The organism is Variovorax sp. YR634 (assembly GCF_900106655.1).
In the GTDB taxonomy this organism is placed as follows: Bacteria; Pseudomonadota; Gammaproteobacteria; order Burkholderiales; family Burkholderiaceae_C; genus Variovorax.
In genome coordinates this window covers 83873-99595 of sequence record NZ_FNOL01000008.1, presented here as the reverse complement: position 1 = coordinate 99595, position 15723 = coordinate 83873, and the positions used below count along the sequence as shown (strand labels likewise).

Annotated in this window: 13 protein-coding genes; 3 read left to right on the top strand and 10 right to left on the bottom strand. The window is 67.6% G+C overall.

Features of this window, described 5'->3' with window-relative positions; translation table 11 throughout:
• Nucleotides 1-158 precede the first annotated feature (158 nt).
• The 5 genes from BLV60_RS15965 to BLV60_RS34665 form a co-directional block, all read right to left on the bottom strand.
• Nucleotides 159-1547, bottom strand: coding sequence for a sigma 54-interacting transcriptional regulator (locus BLV60_RS15965; protein WP_093056180.1), 1389 nt, complete (start codon nucleotides 1545-1547; stop codon nucleotides 159-161).
• Nucleotides 1544-2170, bottom strand: coding sequence for a hypothetical protein (locus BLV60_RS15960; protein ID WP_256329183.1), 627 nt, complete (start codon nucleotides 2168-2170; stop codon nucleotides 1544-1546). Before BLV60_RS15960 ends, BLV60_RS15965 begins: the two co-directional genes overlap by 4 nt.
• 100 nt (nucleotides 2171-2270) lie before the next feature.
• On the bottom strand, nucleotides 2271-3698 hold the full coding sequence (locus BLV60_RS15955; protein WP_093056176.1) for a sensor histidine kinase: 1428 nt from the start codon (nucleotides 3696-3698) through the stop codon (nucleotides 2271-2273).
• Complete coding sequence (gene miaB, locus BLV60_RS15950; protein WP_093056174.1) at nucleotides 3698-5047, bottom strand: tRNA (N6-isopentenyl adenosine(37)-C2)-methylthiotransferase MiaB; 1350 nt, start codon at nucleotides 5045-5047, stop codon at nucleotides 3698-3700. Before miaB ends, BLV60_RS15955 begins: the two co-directional genes overlap by 1 nt.
• A 61-nt stretch (nucleotides 5048-5108) precedes the next feature.
• Nucleotides 5109-5381, bottom strand: a complete 273-nt coding sequence (locus BLV60_RS34665; RefSeq protein WP_256329181.1) for a hypothetical protein — start codon at nucleotides 5379-5381, stop codon at nucleotides 5109-5111.
• A 440-nt stretch (nucleotides 5382-5821) separates the two neighbouring features.
• Between BLV60_RS34665 and BLV60_RS15940 the strand changes: the two genes are divergently transcribed.
• Nucleotides 5822-7006 carry an efflux RND transporter periplasmic adaptor subunit gene (locus tag BLV60_RS15940; protein ID WP_093056170.1) on the top strand — a complete coding sequence of 395 codons (1185 nt, stop codon included), beginning with the start codon at nucleotides 5822-5824 and terminating at the stop codon, nucleotides 7004-7006.
• Nucleotides 7003-10167, top strand: a complete 3165-nt coding sequence (locus BLV60_RS15935) for an efflux RND transporter permease subunit (RefSeq protein WP_093056167.1) — start codon at nucleotides 7003-7005, stop codon at nucleotides 10165-10167. The genes BLV60_RS15940 and BLV60_RS15935 overlap by 4 nt, the downstream gene beginning before the upstream one ends.
• A gap of 235 nt (nucleotides 10168-10402) precedes the next feature.
• Here BLV60_RS15935 and BLV60_RS15930 read toward each other — a convergent pair whose 3' ends face one another.
• The 5 genes from BLV60_RS15930 to BLV60_RS15910 all read right to left on the bottom strand — a co-directional run bounded on the left by BLV60_RS15930 (nucleotide 10403) and on the right by BLV60_RS15910 (nucleotide 14394).
• Nucleotides 10403-11095 carry a Crp/Fnr family transcriptional regulator gene (locus BLV60_RS15930; RefSeq protein WP_093056165.1) on the bottom strand — a complete coding sequence of 231 codons (693 nt, stop codon included), beginning with the start codon at nucleotides 11093-11095 and terminating at the stop codon, nucleotides 10403-10405.
• A 53-nt stretch (nucleotides 11096-11148) separates the two neighbouring features.
• Nucleotides 11149-11793, bottom strand: coding sequence for a histidine phosphatase family protein (locus tag BLV60_RS15925; RefSeq protein ID WP_093056163.1), 645 nt, complete (start codon nucleotides 11791-11793; stop codon nucleotides 11149-11151).
• A 19-nt stretch (nucleotides 11794-11812) separates the two neighbouring features.
• A complete protein-coding gene (locus BLV60_RS15920) occupies nucleotides 11813-12430 on the bottom strand; it encodes a DUF4136 domain-containing protein (protein WP_093056161.1) in 618 nt (205 codons plus the stop codon).
• 45 nt (nucleotides 12431-12475) lie between these two features.
• The gene (gene ttcA / locus BLV60_RS15915; RefSeq protein WP_093056159.1) at nucleotides 12476-13408 is read right to left on the bottom strand and encodes a tRNA 2-thiocytidine(32) synthetase TtcA; all 933 of its coding nucleotides are present in this window, start codon (nucleotides 13406-13408) and stop codon (nucleotides 12476-12478) included.
• A 62-nt stretch (nucleotides 13409-13470) separates the two neighbouring features.
• On the bottom strand, nucleotides 13471-14394 hold the full coding sequence (locus BLV60_RS15910; protein WP_093056157.1) for a LysR family transcriptional regulator: 924 nt from the start codon (nucleotides 14392-14394) through the stop codon (nucleotides 13471-13473).
• 99 nt (nucleotides 14395-14493) lie between these two features.
• Here BLV60_RS15910 and BLV60_RS15905 point away from each other — a divergent pair, with 99 nt between their 5' ends.
• Complete coding sequence (locus BLV60_RS15905) at nucleotides 14494-15717, top strand: MFS transporter (RefSeq protein WP_093056155.1); 1224 nt, start codon at nucleotides 14494-14496, stop codon at nucleotides 15715-15717.
• The last annotated feature ends 6 nt before the right edge of the window (nucleotides 15718-15723 follow it).

Here is a 15723-nt window from a genome sequence, read left to right as displayed (position 1 = left end):
AAACGCTTTCAGATCAACAACTTGGAGCGATCTGACGGTGTTTTTCGCGGGAAGAGGCTGCTGGAAGGCCTCAAAACCCCTGTTTTTGTCGCCGAATCCCGACAAGCCTTCTGGGCTGGTGGGGATAGGTCATATAAATCAATGACTTAGGTGCGTCGCTACTCGGCGACAGGGTCCCCGCCCGGAGCGACAGCGTCGGCCTTGAAGTGGCCCGGCGTGAGTTCGTGCTTCTGCAAAAGCCGGTAGAACTCCGTGCGGTTGCGGTCGGCCAGGCGGGCCGCGTCGGCCACGTTGCCGTCCGTCAGTTTCAGCAGGCCGACGAGGTAATCGCGCTCGAAACGCTGCTTGGCTTCGGCGTAGGTCTGGACTTCGACCGTCGGCACACGCAGCGCCCGCTGCACCAGCGCGAGCGGAATCAGCGGCGAGCTCGACAGCGCACAGACCTGCTCGACCACGTTGAACAGCTGGCGCACATTGCCCGGCCAGGCGGCCGTGGTCAGCGCCTTCAGCGCCTCGGGTGCAAAGCCGGACAGCCGCTTGCCGTACTTGGTCGACAGGCGCTGCAGGAAGTGATTGGCCAGCAGCGGGATGTCTTCGCGCCGTGCCGACAGCGGCGGCAGCGTGAGCGTCACCACGTTCAGGCGGTAATACAGGTCTTCGCGGAACTGGCCGGCTTCCATCGCGGCGTCGAGGTCGCGGTGGGTGGCCGAGACGATGCGCACGTCGACCTCGATCGACTGGCTCGCGCCCAGCGGCCGCACCGCGCGCTCCTGCAGCACGCGCAGCAGTTTGACCTGCAGGGCAGGCGGCATGTCCCCGATTTCGTCGAGCAGCAGCGTGCCGCCGTCGGCCTGCTGGAACAGGCCCTTGTGATTCGCGTGGGCGTCAGTGAAGGCGCCCTTCATGTGGCCGAACAGTTCCGACTCGAGCAGCGCTTCCGGAATGGCGCCGCAATTGACGGCCACGAAGGGCTTGTCGGCGCGCGCGCTGGCCTTGTGGATGGCGCGTGCCAGCAGCTCCTTGCCGGCGCCGGAGTCGCCGCGCAGCAGCACGGAAGCATCTGACTTGGCGACCATGCGCGCCTCGGCCAGCAGCTCGGCCATGCGGTTGCTGCGGCTCACGATCTCGGCGCGCCAGCTGTCGTCGCCGGCCTTGCTCGGCGTGGTGGCGGGGGCGCCGAGCGCCAGTGCCTGCGCGATCTTGTCGAGCAGCTCGCGGCCGTCGTAGGGCTTGGTGAGGTAGGTGAACACGCCCCGCGCCGTAGCCTCGACCGCGTCGGGAATGGTGCCGTGCGCGGTGAGCAGAATCACCGGCAGCGAAGGGTGGCGCTTGCGGATCTCGTCGAACAGCTGGAGGCCGTCGCGCCCGGGCAGGCGCACGTCGCTCAGCACGAGCTGCGGATGCTCGATTTCCAGCTGCGTGAGCGCCGTCTCTGCAGAGGTGACGGCCGTGACCTGGTAGCCCGCCGAGCTCAGCCGCATCGAGAGCAGCCGCAGCATGTCCGGGTCGTCGTCGACCACGAGAAGACGGGCGCCAGAGGTGCTCATTGGTTCGGTTTGCTTCCGGTAGGCGGCGCCGCAGGGGTGGCTGCGGCCGGGGTGGTGTTGGGCCGCGCAAAGCTGCGCTCGATGGCGCGCAGGGCTTCGATGCGGTCGTTCAGCTGGTCTATGCGGCGCTGGCTGTCGCGCAGCTGCTGCACCTGCCTGTCACGGTCGTCTTCCACGCGGCGCTGCTCTACATAGCGCGCGGCCAAGGCGCGTGCCAGCGGATGCAGGGCCTGCGCCTCGGGCGCGGGGTTGGCGATCACGCGTTGCAGCAGGCCCAGCGCGCGCGCCAGGTCGGCTGGCACGCGGGTTTGCGAGAGCAGCAGCGCCAGTTGCATCTGCGCCGTGGGCGCATCGCCGGGGTCGCCGATGCGCGCGATTTCCGTGTTCAGGTCGGCGCCGTTCAGCGGGCGCACCCTGTCGGCATACGACAGCATGGCCGCCTGCGGCCCCTGCGTCATCAATGTGAAGAGCGACGAGGCCGGCTGCGTGGCCGGGGCCTTGGGCTCGGCCTCGACCGGCATCACGCGCGGCACGACCGGGGGCGGCGGCAGCGCATCGGCCTCCGCGGGCGGCTTGGGCTGCGTGGCGCAGGCGGCCAGCAGCAGGACGAAAGGCACGGTCATCGCCCCGGCGAAGGAGGAACGGCGGACGAACGAAAAAGACATGGGTCGAAGAAAGGACGCGAGGCGGTCAGGCAGTGTTGGAGAGGGGAAGCCGGGGAGGTCAGGCCGTGCGCGGCAGTTCGATGCGAAAGCGAGCACCGGGACCGCCGGGCTGCAGAGTGATGCGGCCCCCGTGGGCTGCAATGTACTCCTGCACGATGGAAAGTCCGATGCCCGTACCTTTCACCGTGTGCTCGGGCTGGCGTTCGCCGCGGAAGAAGGGTTCGAAGATCCGGTCGCGGTCGCCCTCGGCAATGCCGGGCCCGGCGTCGTTCACGTCGATGTGCACCGCCTCGGGCGTCCCCGACACCGCCAGGGTGATGACACCGCCCGTTACCGAAAAGCGAATGGCGTTGCTCAACAGATTGGCGATTGCGGTGCCGAGCTTGGTGCGGTCGACCGTCATTGCGATGGGCTCGCCCTCGGCGCGCACGCGCAGTCCGTGCGACTGCCACTGCAGGCGCTGCGCCTCGATCTGTTCCTCGATCAGCGGCAGCAGCTCGGTGCGTTCGCGGCGCAATTCGCGCGCCTCGAAGGCGGCGGCGTTGAAGCGCAGCAGCGCCTCGATCTGGCCCTGCAGCGCCACGGTGTTCTGCTGCAGGATCTGTGCGACTTCGAGCTGCGCCGGGTTCAGCGGCCCGGTCACACCGTCTTCGAGCAGCGAGACGCCCTCGCGCAGCGCGGCCAGCGGTGTCTTCAGCTCGTGCGATACGTGGCGCAGGAAGCGCGCCTTGTCGGCGTCGAGCTCGGTCAGGCGCAGCCGCAGCCATTCGAGCTGCTGCGACACGCGCCGCACGTCGGCCGGGCCGCGGATGTCGATGGGCTCGTCGAGCCGGTTCTGGCCGAGGCCGACGATGGCGTGCTCCAGCCGCTTGAACGGCCGCGCCAGCCAGATGCCGAAGGCCAGCGCCAGCGACACGGCCAGCACGCTGGCGGCCACCACTTCGCGCATCAGCCGGCGGCGCGCGTTCTCGATGCGCTTGGCCAACGCATCGTTCTGCGTTTCGATCAAAAACTGCGCCTGCTGCGCGAGATTGGTGTTGAGCGCGTCGAGCTCGCGGAACTGCATGGCCATCGTGCTTTCGCGGGCGAGGGCGCTGTCGGCGTTGCCGCTCATCAGGCCCTCGATCACGCCGAGCTGGGTGCGCCACATCTCGATGCCGGCGGGCGCGAGGCCGTTCTTTTCCAGCCGCTCCAGCACCTGATGCGCTTCGCGCGCCGCGTCGTCGAAGCGGCGGCGCAGCACCGCGTCGTTGAGCACCAGCGACTGGCGCCCCGCGCGCTCCATGGCCGCGCTGCGTTCGGCCAGCGACTGGGACGCGCCCGACAGGCGCAGCGCACGCGCGGCCGCGTCGCGGCTTTGCGTCATCAGTACGTCGTACTGCAGCACCGAGCGCAGCGCCACGCCAACCAGCAGCGCGGTGATCAGCAAGAAGGCAAACAGCAGGAGCTGCTGGAACGAGCCCCGTATGGAAGGTCGCTTCGCCATCAGTGGGCGAGCGCCGGCATCAACGATTCGCTCGTGACCACCTCGCCGCGCAGCGTGTAGGCCAGCGAGCGGGTGATGCGCAGATCGGTCATCTGGCCGACTAGCCTTGCGTCGCCCTCGAAGTTGACGACGCGGTTGCAGGCGGTGCGGCCCATGAGTTCGTTCGCATCCTTGCGCGAGGCGCCTTCCACCAGCACGCGCTGCGTGGTGCCGACCAGCGCCTGGCCGAAGCGCTTCACGTTGGTGTCGATCACGGCCTGCAGCGTGTGCAGGCGCGCGAGCTTCACCTCGTGCGGCGTGTCGTCATGCAGCGCGGCGGCGGGCGTGCCGGGGCGCGGGCTGAAGATGAAGCTGAAGCTGGCGTCGAACTGGCAGTCGTCGATCAGCTTCATCATCTTGTTGAAGTCGTCGTCGCTCTCGCCGGGGAAGCCGACGATGAAGTCGCTGCTCAATGCGAGCTCGGGGCGGATGGCGCGCAGCTTGCGCACCGTGCTCTTGTATTCCATGGCGGTGTAGCCACGCTTCATCGCCATCAGGATGCGGTCGCTGCCGTGCTGCACCGGCAGGTGCAGGTGGCTCACGAGCTGGGGCACCTTCGCGTAGGCCTCGATCAGCCGCGGCGTGAACTCGTTCGGGTGGCTCGTGGTGTAGCGGATGCGCTCGATGCCGGGAATTTCTGCGACGTATTCGATCAGCAGCGCGAAGTCGGCAATTTCGGCGGTGTCGCCCATCTTGCCGCGGTAGGCATTCACGTTCTGGCCCAGCAGCGTGATCTCGCGTACGCCCTGGTCGGCCAGGCCGGCGATCTCGACCAGCACGTCGTCGAGGGGGCGGTTCACTTCCTCGCCGCGGGTGTAGGGCACCACGCAGTAGCTGCAGTACTTGGAGCAGCCTTCCATGATCGATACGAAGGCCGTCGCACCCTCGACGCGCGCGGGCGGCAGGTGGTCGAACTTCTCGATCTCGGGAAAGCTGATGTCCACCTGCGGGCGGTTCAGGCGCTCGCGGTCGTTCAGCATCTCGGGCAGGCGGTGCAGCGTCTGCGGCCCGAACACGATGTCGACGTAGGGAGCGCGCGCGATGATGGCCTCGCCCTCCTGGCTCGCCACGCAGCCGCCCACGCCGATCTTCACGCCCTTGGCCTTCAGGTGCTTCACGCGGCCGAGGTCGGAGAACACCTTCTCCTGCGCCTTCTCGCGCACCGAGCAGGTGTTGAACAGGATGAGGTCGGCCTCGTCCACGTTCTGCGTGGGCTCGTAGCCCTGGGCTGCGTTGAGCACGTCGGCCATCTTGTCCGAGTCGTACTCGTTCATCTGGCAGCCGAAGGTCTTGATGAATACTTTTTTCATGGGGAACTCTCTCTGCCCTCCGAGGGTGGAGGGCTGCAGGTGCGCGCGGCGCGCCGCTGCGTTATTGCGTGTTGACGGTGTCGTTCGAGGTGAACGGCCAGATGTTCAGGAGCGGCTTGTCCAGCGACTCGCGGCTGGCCATGGCTTCGTCGGGCGTGAGGATCCACACCTCGCGCAGCAGTCCGGCGGCGTCGCGCGTGTAGTTGACGAGGTACTTCTGGCCGACGATGGCACCGGGCATCACCAGCATGTTCTGGCCGCTGCGGATGCGCGCGCCGGCGCCCAGGCGGTCAGGCTTGCCATCGAGCTCGACCTCGGGCGCGTTGGTGACCATGAATTTGCCGCGCAAAGTGCCGATAGGGAAAGTGCGACCGCCAACGAGCGATTCGTTCTGGGTCTGCGGCCGGGGCACTTCGTCCTGGGCGCTGGCGGTGAGCGGGAAAAGGCCTGCAGCAGCAATGGCTGCTGTGCAAACTGCTATGAAAGTGAGAGCATTCGTGATTGTCTTGCAGCGGTTCATGGGGTTTATCCAGAGGCTGTGGAGCGGCGATTTTAGCGAGGGGGTGTGGTTTCCTCGCGCCGGCCACAGTCAGTTATGCGGGGCTTCGGGTTGACCTGCTTTACATTTCTTTACAGGCCCCATGAACACCGAGAGTCAGCCGCTGATCCAATAGTCGCTGTCAGCCCAAAGTGCACAAAGAACCCATGAAGAAAAATGTCGCGGTTGCCCTTGCGGGCGTGTTGATCGTAGCCGTCGCAGGCGGGTGGTGGAGCATGTCCGGCGACAAGTCCGCCACAAAGAGTGCCAAGGCCCCGACAGCCAACGGCGGCGCTGCTTCAGGCGGCGGCGCGCCCGCGCTCGTGACGCTGGCCACGGCGCAGAAGCAGGACGTGCCGGTGACCGTGCAGGTCAACGGCAGCGTGGTGTCCCTCAACAGCGTCGACCTGCGCCCGCAGGTGACCAACACGGTGAGCGCGGTGCACGTGAAGGAAGGCCAGTTCGTCAAGTCCGGCCAGCTGCTCTTCACGCTCGACGACCGCAACGACCAGGCCAATCTCGCGCGCGCCCGTGCACAGCAGCAAAAGGACGAGGCCACCATGGCCGACCTCGAGCGCCAGTACAAGCGCAGCCAGGACCTGGTGGCGCAGAACTTCATCGCTAAGAGCGCTGCCGACGCCACGCTCTCGCAGCTCGAGGCACAGCGCGCCGCCGTGGCCGCCGACCGCGCGGCCGTGCAGTCGGCGCAGGTGGCGCTGGGCTATGCGACGCTGCGCGCGCCCATTGCGGGGCGTATCGGCGCCGTCAACATCTACCCGGGCACGCTGGTGCAGCCGACGCTGTCGCTGGTCACCATCACGCAGCTCGACCCGATCGCAGTGAGCTTCCCGGTGCCCGAAGGCAACCTGCAAGACCTGCTGGAGGCCGCGCGCTCGCGTTCGAAGGTCGAAGCCGTCGTCACCGGCGGCAAGGCGCCGCTGAGCGGCACGCTCGACTTCGTCGACAACACCGTCGATCCGCAGATCGGCACTGTACGCGCCAAGGCCGTGTTCGCCAACGCCGACCAGAGCCTGTGGCCGGGCCAGTTCGTCGGCACGCGCATCACGGTGCGCACGCTCAATGGCGTCACCGTTGTGCCGGCCGCGGCGCTGATGATGCTGTCCGAGGGCACTTCGCTCTATGTGGTCGACGAGGGCAAGACCGCCACGCGCCGCAAGGTGAAGACGCTGCACACCTTCGGCACCAAGGTCGCGGTCAGCGGCGTGGAGCCAGGCGAGCAGGTGGTGATCGAGGGCAGTCAGAACGTGCGCCCGGGCGGCAAGGTCCGCGTTGATGTCAAGGCGCCGGGTGCGCCCGCCGAGCCTGCAGCGCCCGCCAACGGCACCACCGGCGTCACGCCGGGCAGTGCCGCGTCTTCCGACGGCGCCGACATCAAGCCGCCGAAGCAGGAACGCGCATGAACATTTCGGAGCTCTGCATCCGTCGTCCTGCGATGACGGTGCTGCTGTCTGCGGCCGTGGTGGTCATCGGCATCTTTGCGTACTTCAGCATCCCCGTGGCCGCGCTGCCGAGCTACAACACGCCGGTCATCAACGTCAACGCGCAGCTGCCGGGCGCGAGCCCGGACACCATGGCATCGTCAGTGGCGCTGCCGCTCGAAAAGCAGTTCTCGACCATCCCGGGCCTGCAGACCATCAGCTCGGTGAACACGCAGGGCGTGACCTCGCTCACACTCGAATTCGTGAGCAGCCGCGATATCGACGCCGCCGCCGTCGACGTGCAGGCCGCGCTGCTGCGCGCCCAGCGCCAGCTGCCGCAAGAGCTCACGCAGCTGCCCTCGTACCGCAAGGTGAATCCGGCCGATGCGCCGGTGCTGTTCATAGCGCTGATCTCGCCGTCGATGAACCCGTCGGAGCTCAACGACTACGCCGAGAACCTGATCTCGCCCACGCTCTCGACCATCGACGGCGTGGCGCAAGTGGGCGTGTATGGCCGCAAGGCTTTTGCGGTGCGCATCAAGGCCAACGCCGACCTGCTCAACGCGCGCAACATCACGCTCGACGAACTCGCCAAGGCGGTGAACTCGGCGAATGCCAACACGCCGGTCGGCGTGCTCGACGGCCCGCGCCAGACGCTCACCATCCAGGCCAACCGCCAGCTCATGAAGGCGGCCGACTTCGCCAAGCTGATCGTCGGCCAGCGCAACGGCGCACCGGTGCGGCTCGACGAGGTGGCGACCATCGAGGACAGCTTCGAGTCGGTCAAGACCGCCAGCAGCTTCAACGGGCAGGACTCGATTTCGCTCGCCGTGCAGCGCCAGCCCAATGCCAACACCGTGCAGGTTGTGGACGCGGTGCGCGCGCTCATCCCGCGCTTCAAGGCCGAGCTGCCGCAGTCGGTGGAAATCCAGATGGTGAACGACCGCTCGCTGTCGATTCGCGAGGCCGTGCACGACGTGCAGCTCACGTTGCTGGGCACCATCGCGCTGGTGGTGCTGGTGATCTTCCTGTTTTTGCACCGGTTGGTGGCCACGCTGATTCCGGCCGCGACCATTCCCATTTCGCTGATCGGCGCGGTGGCGCTGCTCTACGCCTTCGGCTACAGCCTCGACAACATCTCGCTGCTCGGCATCACGCTGGCGGTGGGCCTGGTGGTGGACGACGCCATCGTGGTGCTCGAAAACATCATGCGCTACGTCGAGAAGGGCATGGACCCGTTCGCGGCGGCGCTGCGCGGCGCGCGCGAGGTGGGCTTCACCATCGTGTCGATTTCGATCTCGCTGGTGGCCGTGTTCATCCCGATCTTCTTCATGCCGGGCGTGATCGGCCTGCTGTTCCACGAGTTCGCGGTGGTGGTGGCGCTGGCGGTGCTGGTGTCGGCCGTGGTGTCGCTCACGCTGGTGCCGATGCTCGCGAGCCGCTTGCTCAAGCAGGTGCCGCGCAAGGAAGGCGCGCTCGACCACGAAGAAGAACACCCCGAGCCGGGCACTGCCATCGGCCGCGCATTCGAGCGCGGCTACCGCGCGGTGCATGGCGGCTACATGCGCACGCTCGACTGGACGCTGGGGCATCGCAAGGTGATGCTGATGATGGCGGCGCTGACCTTCGTCATCACGGGCTGGCTGTTCGCGACGATCCCGAAGGGCTTCTTCCCAGAAGAAGATATCGGCCAGATCCAGATCACGACCGAGGCGGCCGAAGACATTTCATTCACCGCCATGAAGGCGCTGCAGGACCGCGTGGCCGCAACGCTCAAGGACGACCCGAGCGTCGACTACGTGAGTTCCTTCGTCGGCGTCGGCGGGCCCACGGCCACGCAGAACTCCGGCCGGCTGTTTGCGGTGCTCAAGCCGCGCAGCGAGCGCCCGCAGATGGCGAAGGTGCTCGAGTCGCTGCGCCAGCGCTTCCGCGAGATCCCGGGCATCGCCGTCTACATGCAGCCGGTGCAGAACCTGCGCCTGGGCGGCCGCCAGAGCAAGGCGCGCTTCCAGTACACGCTGCAGAGCGTGAACGCGGGCGAGATGGTGCCCTGGTCTACCAAGCTCATGGAGCGCATGCGCGCCGACCCGGCTTTCCGCGACGTGACCAGCGACTCGCAGAACCGCGGCCTGCAGGCCACGCTCGACATTGACCGCGACAAGGCCGGCGTGCTCGGCGTGGCGGTAGGCGACCTGCGCACCGCGCTCTACAACGCCTACGGCGACCGCCAGATCGGCAGCATCTACGGTTCGAGCAACACCTACCAGGTGATCCTCTCGGCCGCCGACAACGACCGCCAGTTCGAGGAAGACGTCTCGCGCCTGTCGGTGCGCAGCACCACGGGCAGGCTGGTGCCGCTGTCGGCCTTCTCGACTGTCAAGCGCACGGTGGGTCCGACTTCGGTCAACCACCAGGGCCAGCTGCAGGCGGTGACGGTGTCGTTCAACCTCGCGCCCGACGTGCCGCTGGGCAACGCGACCGCGAAGATCGACCAGTTCAAGGACGAGCTGAAGATGCCGCAGTCGATCATCACCACCTACGGCGGCGATGCGGCGGTGTTCCAGAGTTCGCAATCGAGCCAGGCCGTGCTGCTGGTGCTGGCGGTGCTGGTCATTTACGTGCTGCTGGGCGTGCTGTACGAGAGCTACATCCACCCGCTGACGATTCTGGCGGGGCTGCCTTCGGCGGCAGTGGGGGCGCTGATCTCGCTGAAGCTCTTCGGCTTCGACCTGACGCTGATCGCGACCATCGGCATCCTGCTGCTGATCGGCATCGTGAAGAAGAACGCGATCATGATGATCGACTTCGCGCTCGACGCGCAGCGCACCGAGGGCATGCAGCCGGTGGACGCGATCCGCGAGGCCTGCCGCCTTCGTTTCCGCCCGATCCTGATGACCACGCTGGCCGCGCTGATGGGCGCGCTGCCGCTGGCGCTGGGCCTGGGCGCCGGCGCCGAGCTGCGCCAGCCGCTGGGCGTGGCCGTGGTGGGCGGGCTGATCTTCTCGCAGGTGATCACGCTGTACATCACGCCGGCCATCTACCTGGCGCTGGACCGCTACAGCGGCACGGGGCCGATGGTCGATCTGCCGGGAGAGGCCAAAGCCGAAGCTGCAGCGGGCGGTCACGCCGCCTCGCACGCCTGACGGCGATCCAAAAGATGCCGGATGGTCATGAGCGTGAGCCACCCGGCCAGAAAGGACTTTGGCAGTCCTGCGAAACGTCACACCCGGGCCATCGCCAATTGAAGGCGGGCCTCTTCTTCAACGGCTCCTCCCGTTCCCTCCTCCGCTCTTCCCATCCATGTGTGTGACGGGGTGAATGATGGCGATGGGGGAAGGGCTCGACGGTATCCAGCGATACAGGAAGTGGGCTTTTTTCTTATGGTGACGCATCGCGGAAACGCCGCAGGGCCGGCGCATTCGGGATGCTGACCTGCCGGGCCCGCGTTTCAATGAGCCCGTGTCCCGCCAGCGCATTCAACGTGCGGGTGACGGTGACGCGGCTCAATGCCGTCATGGCGCCGATCTGCTCATGCGTCAGATCGACGGTGAGTTGTTTCGATGCCTGCGCCGATGGCAGGCGTGCCACACGCAGCAGCAAATCGATGACCCGCTCCTTGGGCGCCGCCGAGGCCACCCCGGCAAGCTTGGCGACGATCATGTGATTCTTGAAGCCGAGCAGCTGGATCAATGAGGTCGCGAGTTCGGGAAGCTCCGAAAATTGCTGCGCGACATCCGCCGGGCGATAGCGGCTGAGAATGGCCGGCGCGACCGCCCGGGTCGTCGTGGGCCGAGGACTGTCGGCAAACGCGGGGCCTTCGCCAAAAATCGCACCCGGTCCGAAGATCTCGAGCAGGAACTCCGAGCCGTTGCTTCGCTGGATCGTGGAGTGAACGAACCCCGATCGCAAAAGATAGAAGTAGTCGTGCCGTTCGCCTTCGCGCGCAATGGTGTCGCCGGCCTCCAGGGTGACGAAGCTTCCCAGATGCGTGGCGTCGGTCCACGGCGCAGACAGCGTCTGGGATGCATCCCAACTGGCGTACGCCGAGGGGGGCGAATTTGTTCTTTTCATGGGAGCGTCTTGCCCGGGTCGGAGAAAGGCAAGCGGCCCATCGTGCCGTCGCGCTAGGTCGTGGGCTCATCGAGCGGCGTGTCCGCCGCCAGGTGGGCGGTATCGCTCCAGCCCACAAGGCTGAAACCTTCCGGCGTCCACAGCATGCGGTTGATGGCTGCATTGCCCAGCTGCCAGGTGCGTGGCGCCTGCAGCTCCTGGCGGGTGGCTGCGCGGTAGAGCACGTCCATCACGCCGCCGTGTGCAACCAGCACGACCAGCTCGCCCGGATGTCGTGCCGCCAGCTCGGAGGCCACGCCTGTCACGCGGTCGCGGAACACCAGCAGGCTCTCGCCGCCGTCGGGTTCGAACTCGGGGTCGCGCTCGCGCCAGAGCTTGGCCTGCACCGGCAGCGTGGCTTCGATCTCGGCGAAGCTCAGGCCCTCGAAATGCCCGAAGGCACGCTCGCGCAGGCGCGGCTCGGGTTGCACGGCCAGGCCATGGGGCTTGGCGATTTCTTCTGCGGTCTGCCAGGCGCGCGAGAGGTCGCTGGCGTAGACGACACCAATCGGCTCGTCGGCCAGCGCACCACCGGCGCGCCGCGCCTGCCAGAGTCCGGTCTCGTTGAGCCCGATGTCGAGCTGGCCCTGGATGCGGGTGTCGACGTTCCAGGCGGTTTCGCCGTGGCGAACGGCGATCAGGCGGGTGGCTTCTTCCATTCGCGGGATTCTAGAAGCGCTACTTTTTGGCCGTTGACAGCTCGATGTTGACCCGGCGCTCACCCTGCGGCGGGTTCGGGAAGCCCTGCAGCGCGGCCTGGAACATCACCGGCAGGATCGCCGCACTCGAGGTGTAGGGGCCATCGTTGCGGGCGCGGGTCTCGTAGACCACGCGGTTGGAGCCCACCTCGCGCAGCACCACGCTCACTTCGCGCTCATACCAGGGGTTGGCTGGCGGCGCGAACGCCGGGCCGCCATACCAGCCGCCGCCGTACCAGCGCCGGCCGTAGTAGCCATAGCCGCCGTAGCCATAACCCCAGGGGCCGTTGTAGAGCCACGGATCGGCCCAGGGCGAGAGGCCGGCCGTCACGCGCGCGCCGATCTGCGCGGTGTACTGGGGCTTGGCGTCGTCGCGGCGCAGGCCGACTTTGTCGAGCGCCGCGGCGGCCATGGCTTCGAGCGATTCCTGCCGCGCGCCGTCGGCCTGCTGCGAGGGCAGGCGGTCGAAGCGGTAGGTGGCGCCGGGCGCCACGGTGCCGGGGGAGGCAAAGCTCTTGACGTCGCTGTCGACCACCCAGGAGGTGGCGCAACCTGTCAGGCTTGCTGCAAGAAGAAGAGCAGAGAACGCAAGTTTCATGAGGGTCTCCGGGCGCAAAGCCCAAAATTCCCCTGGGTTGCCCGGTCAGCCCTGGACGATGCGCAGGGCGGCAGGTGCCTGGGAGAGCAGATCGAAGGAGGGGGTGTCGAAGGCCTTGTCGCCGTCGTCATCCGCCACGCCCGTCGCCTTCAGACCCTTGAAGTCGTGCCGCGTTCCGTCGAGCAGGTGCGAAGGCACCACGTTCTGCAGCGCGGTGAACATGTTCTCCACGCGGCCGGGGTACTTCTTGTCCCACTCGCGCAGCATTTCGCCGACCTGCTTGCGCTGCAGGTTTTCCTGGCTGCCGCACAGCGTGCACGGAATGATCGGGAACTCGCGGTGCTGGGCCCAGCGCACCGTGTCTTTTTCGGCCACGTAGGCCAGCGGGCGGATCACGATGTGCTTGCCGTCGTCGCTCACCAGCTTGGGCGGCATGCTCTTGAGCTTGCCGGCGAAGAACATGTTGAGGAAGAAGGTCTGCAGCATGTCGTCGCGGTGGTGGCCCAGCGCGACCTTGGTGGCGCCCAGCTCGTCGGCCACGCGGTACAGGATGCCGCGGCGCAGCCGGCTGCACAGGCCGCAGGTGGTCTTGCCCTCCGGGATCACGCGCTTGACGATGCTGTAGGTGTCCTGGTTCTCGATGTGGAAGTCCACGCCCAGGTCGCTCAGGTACTTGGGCAGCACCTCTTCGGGAAAGCCGGGCTGCTTCTGGTCGAGGTTGACCGCGACGATGTCGAAGTGAATCGGCGCGCGCGCCTTCAGCTTGAGCAGGATGTCGAGCAGCGCGTAGCTGTCTTTGCCGCCCGATACGCACACCATGACCTTGTCGCCCTCTTCGATCATGTTGTAGTCGACGATGGCCTGCCCGACCTGGCGGCACAGGCGCTTTTCGAGCTTGTGCGTTTCGCGCTCGATCTTCAGGGAATTGGCAGTGGCGTCGGCGGCGGCGGGCGCCTCGTCGATCCAGACGGCGTTCATGGGCAGGCTACTTCGGGGAGTCGGGGGAAGGGGGTGATTGTCCCCGATCCCCATTCCACACGCTATGCGGCGGGAAAGGCGGTGCGCATCGCCTCGACGAAGAGTCGCAGCTTCGCCGGGTAGAAGCGCGCATACGGGTACGCCAGGTACACCGGCGCGGGCGTCCCGCGCCACTGCGGCACCAGGTGCAGCAGCCGGCCCGCGGCGATCTCCTCGGTCAGCATCCATGTCGACGACACGCCTGCGCCCAGGCCCAGCACGACGGCGCTGCGCAGGGCGTAGAGGCTGTCGGTGATCAGGCGCGGGCGGATCGGCACGCGGCACACCTCGCCGGTGGTCTCGTGCGTCAGCACGACCTCGGTGCGGTAGAAGTTGCGCGCGGCCAGCCAGGGCAGGGCTTCCAGTTCGCGGGGGTGGGTGGGCACTGCGGCCGCACCCTCGAAAAGAGAAGGCGCGGCAATCGCGATGCGCGGCACCTCGGACAGGCGGATCGCCACCACGGCCGGGTCAGTCACTTCGCCGACGCGAATCGCACAGTCGACGCCCTCGGCGATGAAGTCGGGCGTCTGGTCGTGCGGGCTGTCGTGCAGCAGCCATTCGACCGTCACCTGCGGATGGCGCTGCAGGTACCCGGCCAGCGGGCCGACCAGCAACTGCTGCCCGAAGGCATGCGGCGCCACCACGCGCAGCCGGCCCTCGGGCTGGTCGCCGACGCCGCGCAGCTCGGCCTCGAAGGCGCCCCAGCTCTGGATCAGCTCCTTGGCGCGGTCGAAGCAGCGCTCGCCGTCCTCCGTGAGCTTCATCGCGTGCGTGGAGCGCTGCAGCAGCCGCACGCCCAGCGAGCGCTCGAGCGCCTGCAGGCGGCGGCTCACGGTGGGCTGGGTGGTGCCCATCTGCGTGGCTGCGGCCGACAGGCTGCCGGCCTCGACGATGCGCACGAAGGTCTGCATCAGCTCGATGCGGTCGGCGGGAGCAGGCTTTTCCATACGCCAAGCGTATATCAATTGTTCGACCCGGGAGGCTACCTTTGGCTGACGCCGCCCTGCAAACTCCGGCCCTTGCTTCTGGTTCTAAGGGTTAACACCATGTCTTCCATTCAATCAACGCATGAGCGACTGCCCGGCTCGCTGATCCTGCTGCTGGCCGCCAGCGCCGGCTTCGGTGTCGCGGCGCTCTACTACAGCCAGCCCATGCTGGGCGTGCTCGGGCCCGACATCGGCGCCTCGGCCCGTTCCGTGGGTTTCGTCCCCACGCTCACGCAGCTGGGCTACGCGCTCGGCATCCTGCTGCTCGCCCCGCTGGGCGACCGCTTCGACCGCCGCCGCATCATCCTCGTCAAGGCAGCGGTGCTGGTGCTGGCGCTGCTCGGTGCAGCTTTTTCGCCCTCGGTCGGCCCGCTGCTGGCGGCCAGCCTCGTCATCGGCCTTGCCGCCACCATGGCGCAGGACGTGGTGCCGGCCGCCGCCACGCTGGCGCCCGAAGCGCACCGCGGCAAGATTGTCGGCACGGTGATGACGGGGTTGCTGCTGGGCATCCTGCTGTCGCGCGTGCTCAGCGGCTTCGTGGCCGAGCACTTCGGCTGGCGCACGATGTTCATGGTCGCGGCGGCCAGCATCGCGTTCATTGGCGTTGCCGCGGCGCGCGGCCTGCCGCACCTGCGCCCGACCACACAGCTGGGCTACGGCGCACTGCTGGGCTCGCTGGCGGATCTGTGGAAGCGCCACAGCGCGCTGCGCCGCGCCGCCTTCGCGCAGGCCCTGCTGTCGGTGGGTTTCAGCGCCTTCTGGTCGACGCTGGCCGTGATGCTGCACGGCGCGCCCTTTCATCTGGGCAGCGCAGCTGCCGGCGCCTTCGGCCTGGCTGGCGCCGCGGGTGCGCTGGCCGCGCCCCTCGCCGGGCGCCTGGCGGACCGCCGCGGCCCCGAGCTGGTGATCCGCATGGGCGCCGTGCTGGTCGTGGTGTCGTTCGCGGCCATGCTGTTTGCGCCGCTGATGGCGCCCGCCGCGCGGCTGGGGTTGATCGTGGCCAGCGCCATCGGCTTCGACTTCGGGCTGCAGGCCGCGTTGATCGCGCACCAGACCGTGGTCTACGGCATCGACCCCGGTGCGCGCAGCCGGCTCAATGCGGTGTTCTTCACCGGCGTGTTCATCGGCATGGCCACGGGTTCCGCGCTCGGCGCCCTGGTGCTGGCGCAGTGGGGCTGGTCGGCCGTGGCCTTGCTGGGGGCGGTGTCGGGGCTGGGGGCGCTTGCCGTGCGGATGTGGCCCTTGGCCGTCAAGCCCGCCGTGGCTTGTGGTTCAGCGGCCTGAAGGGCT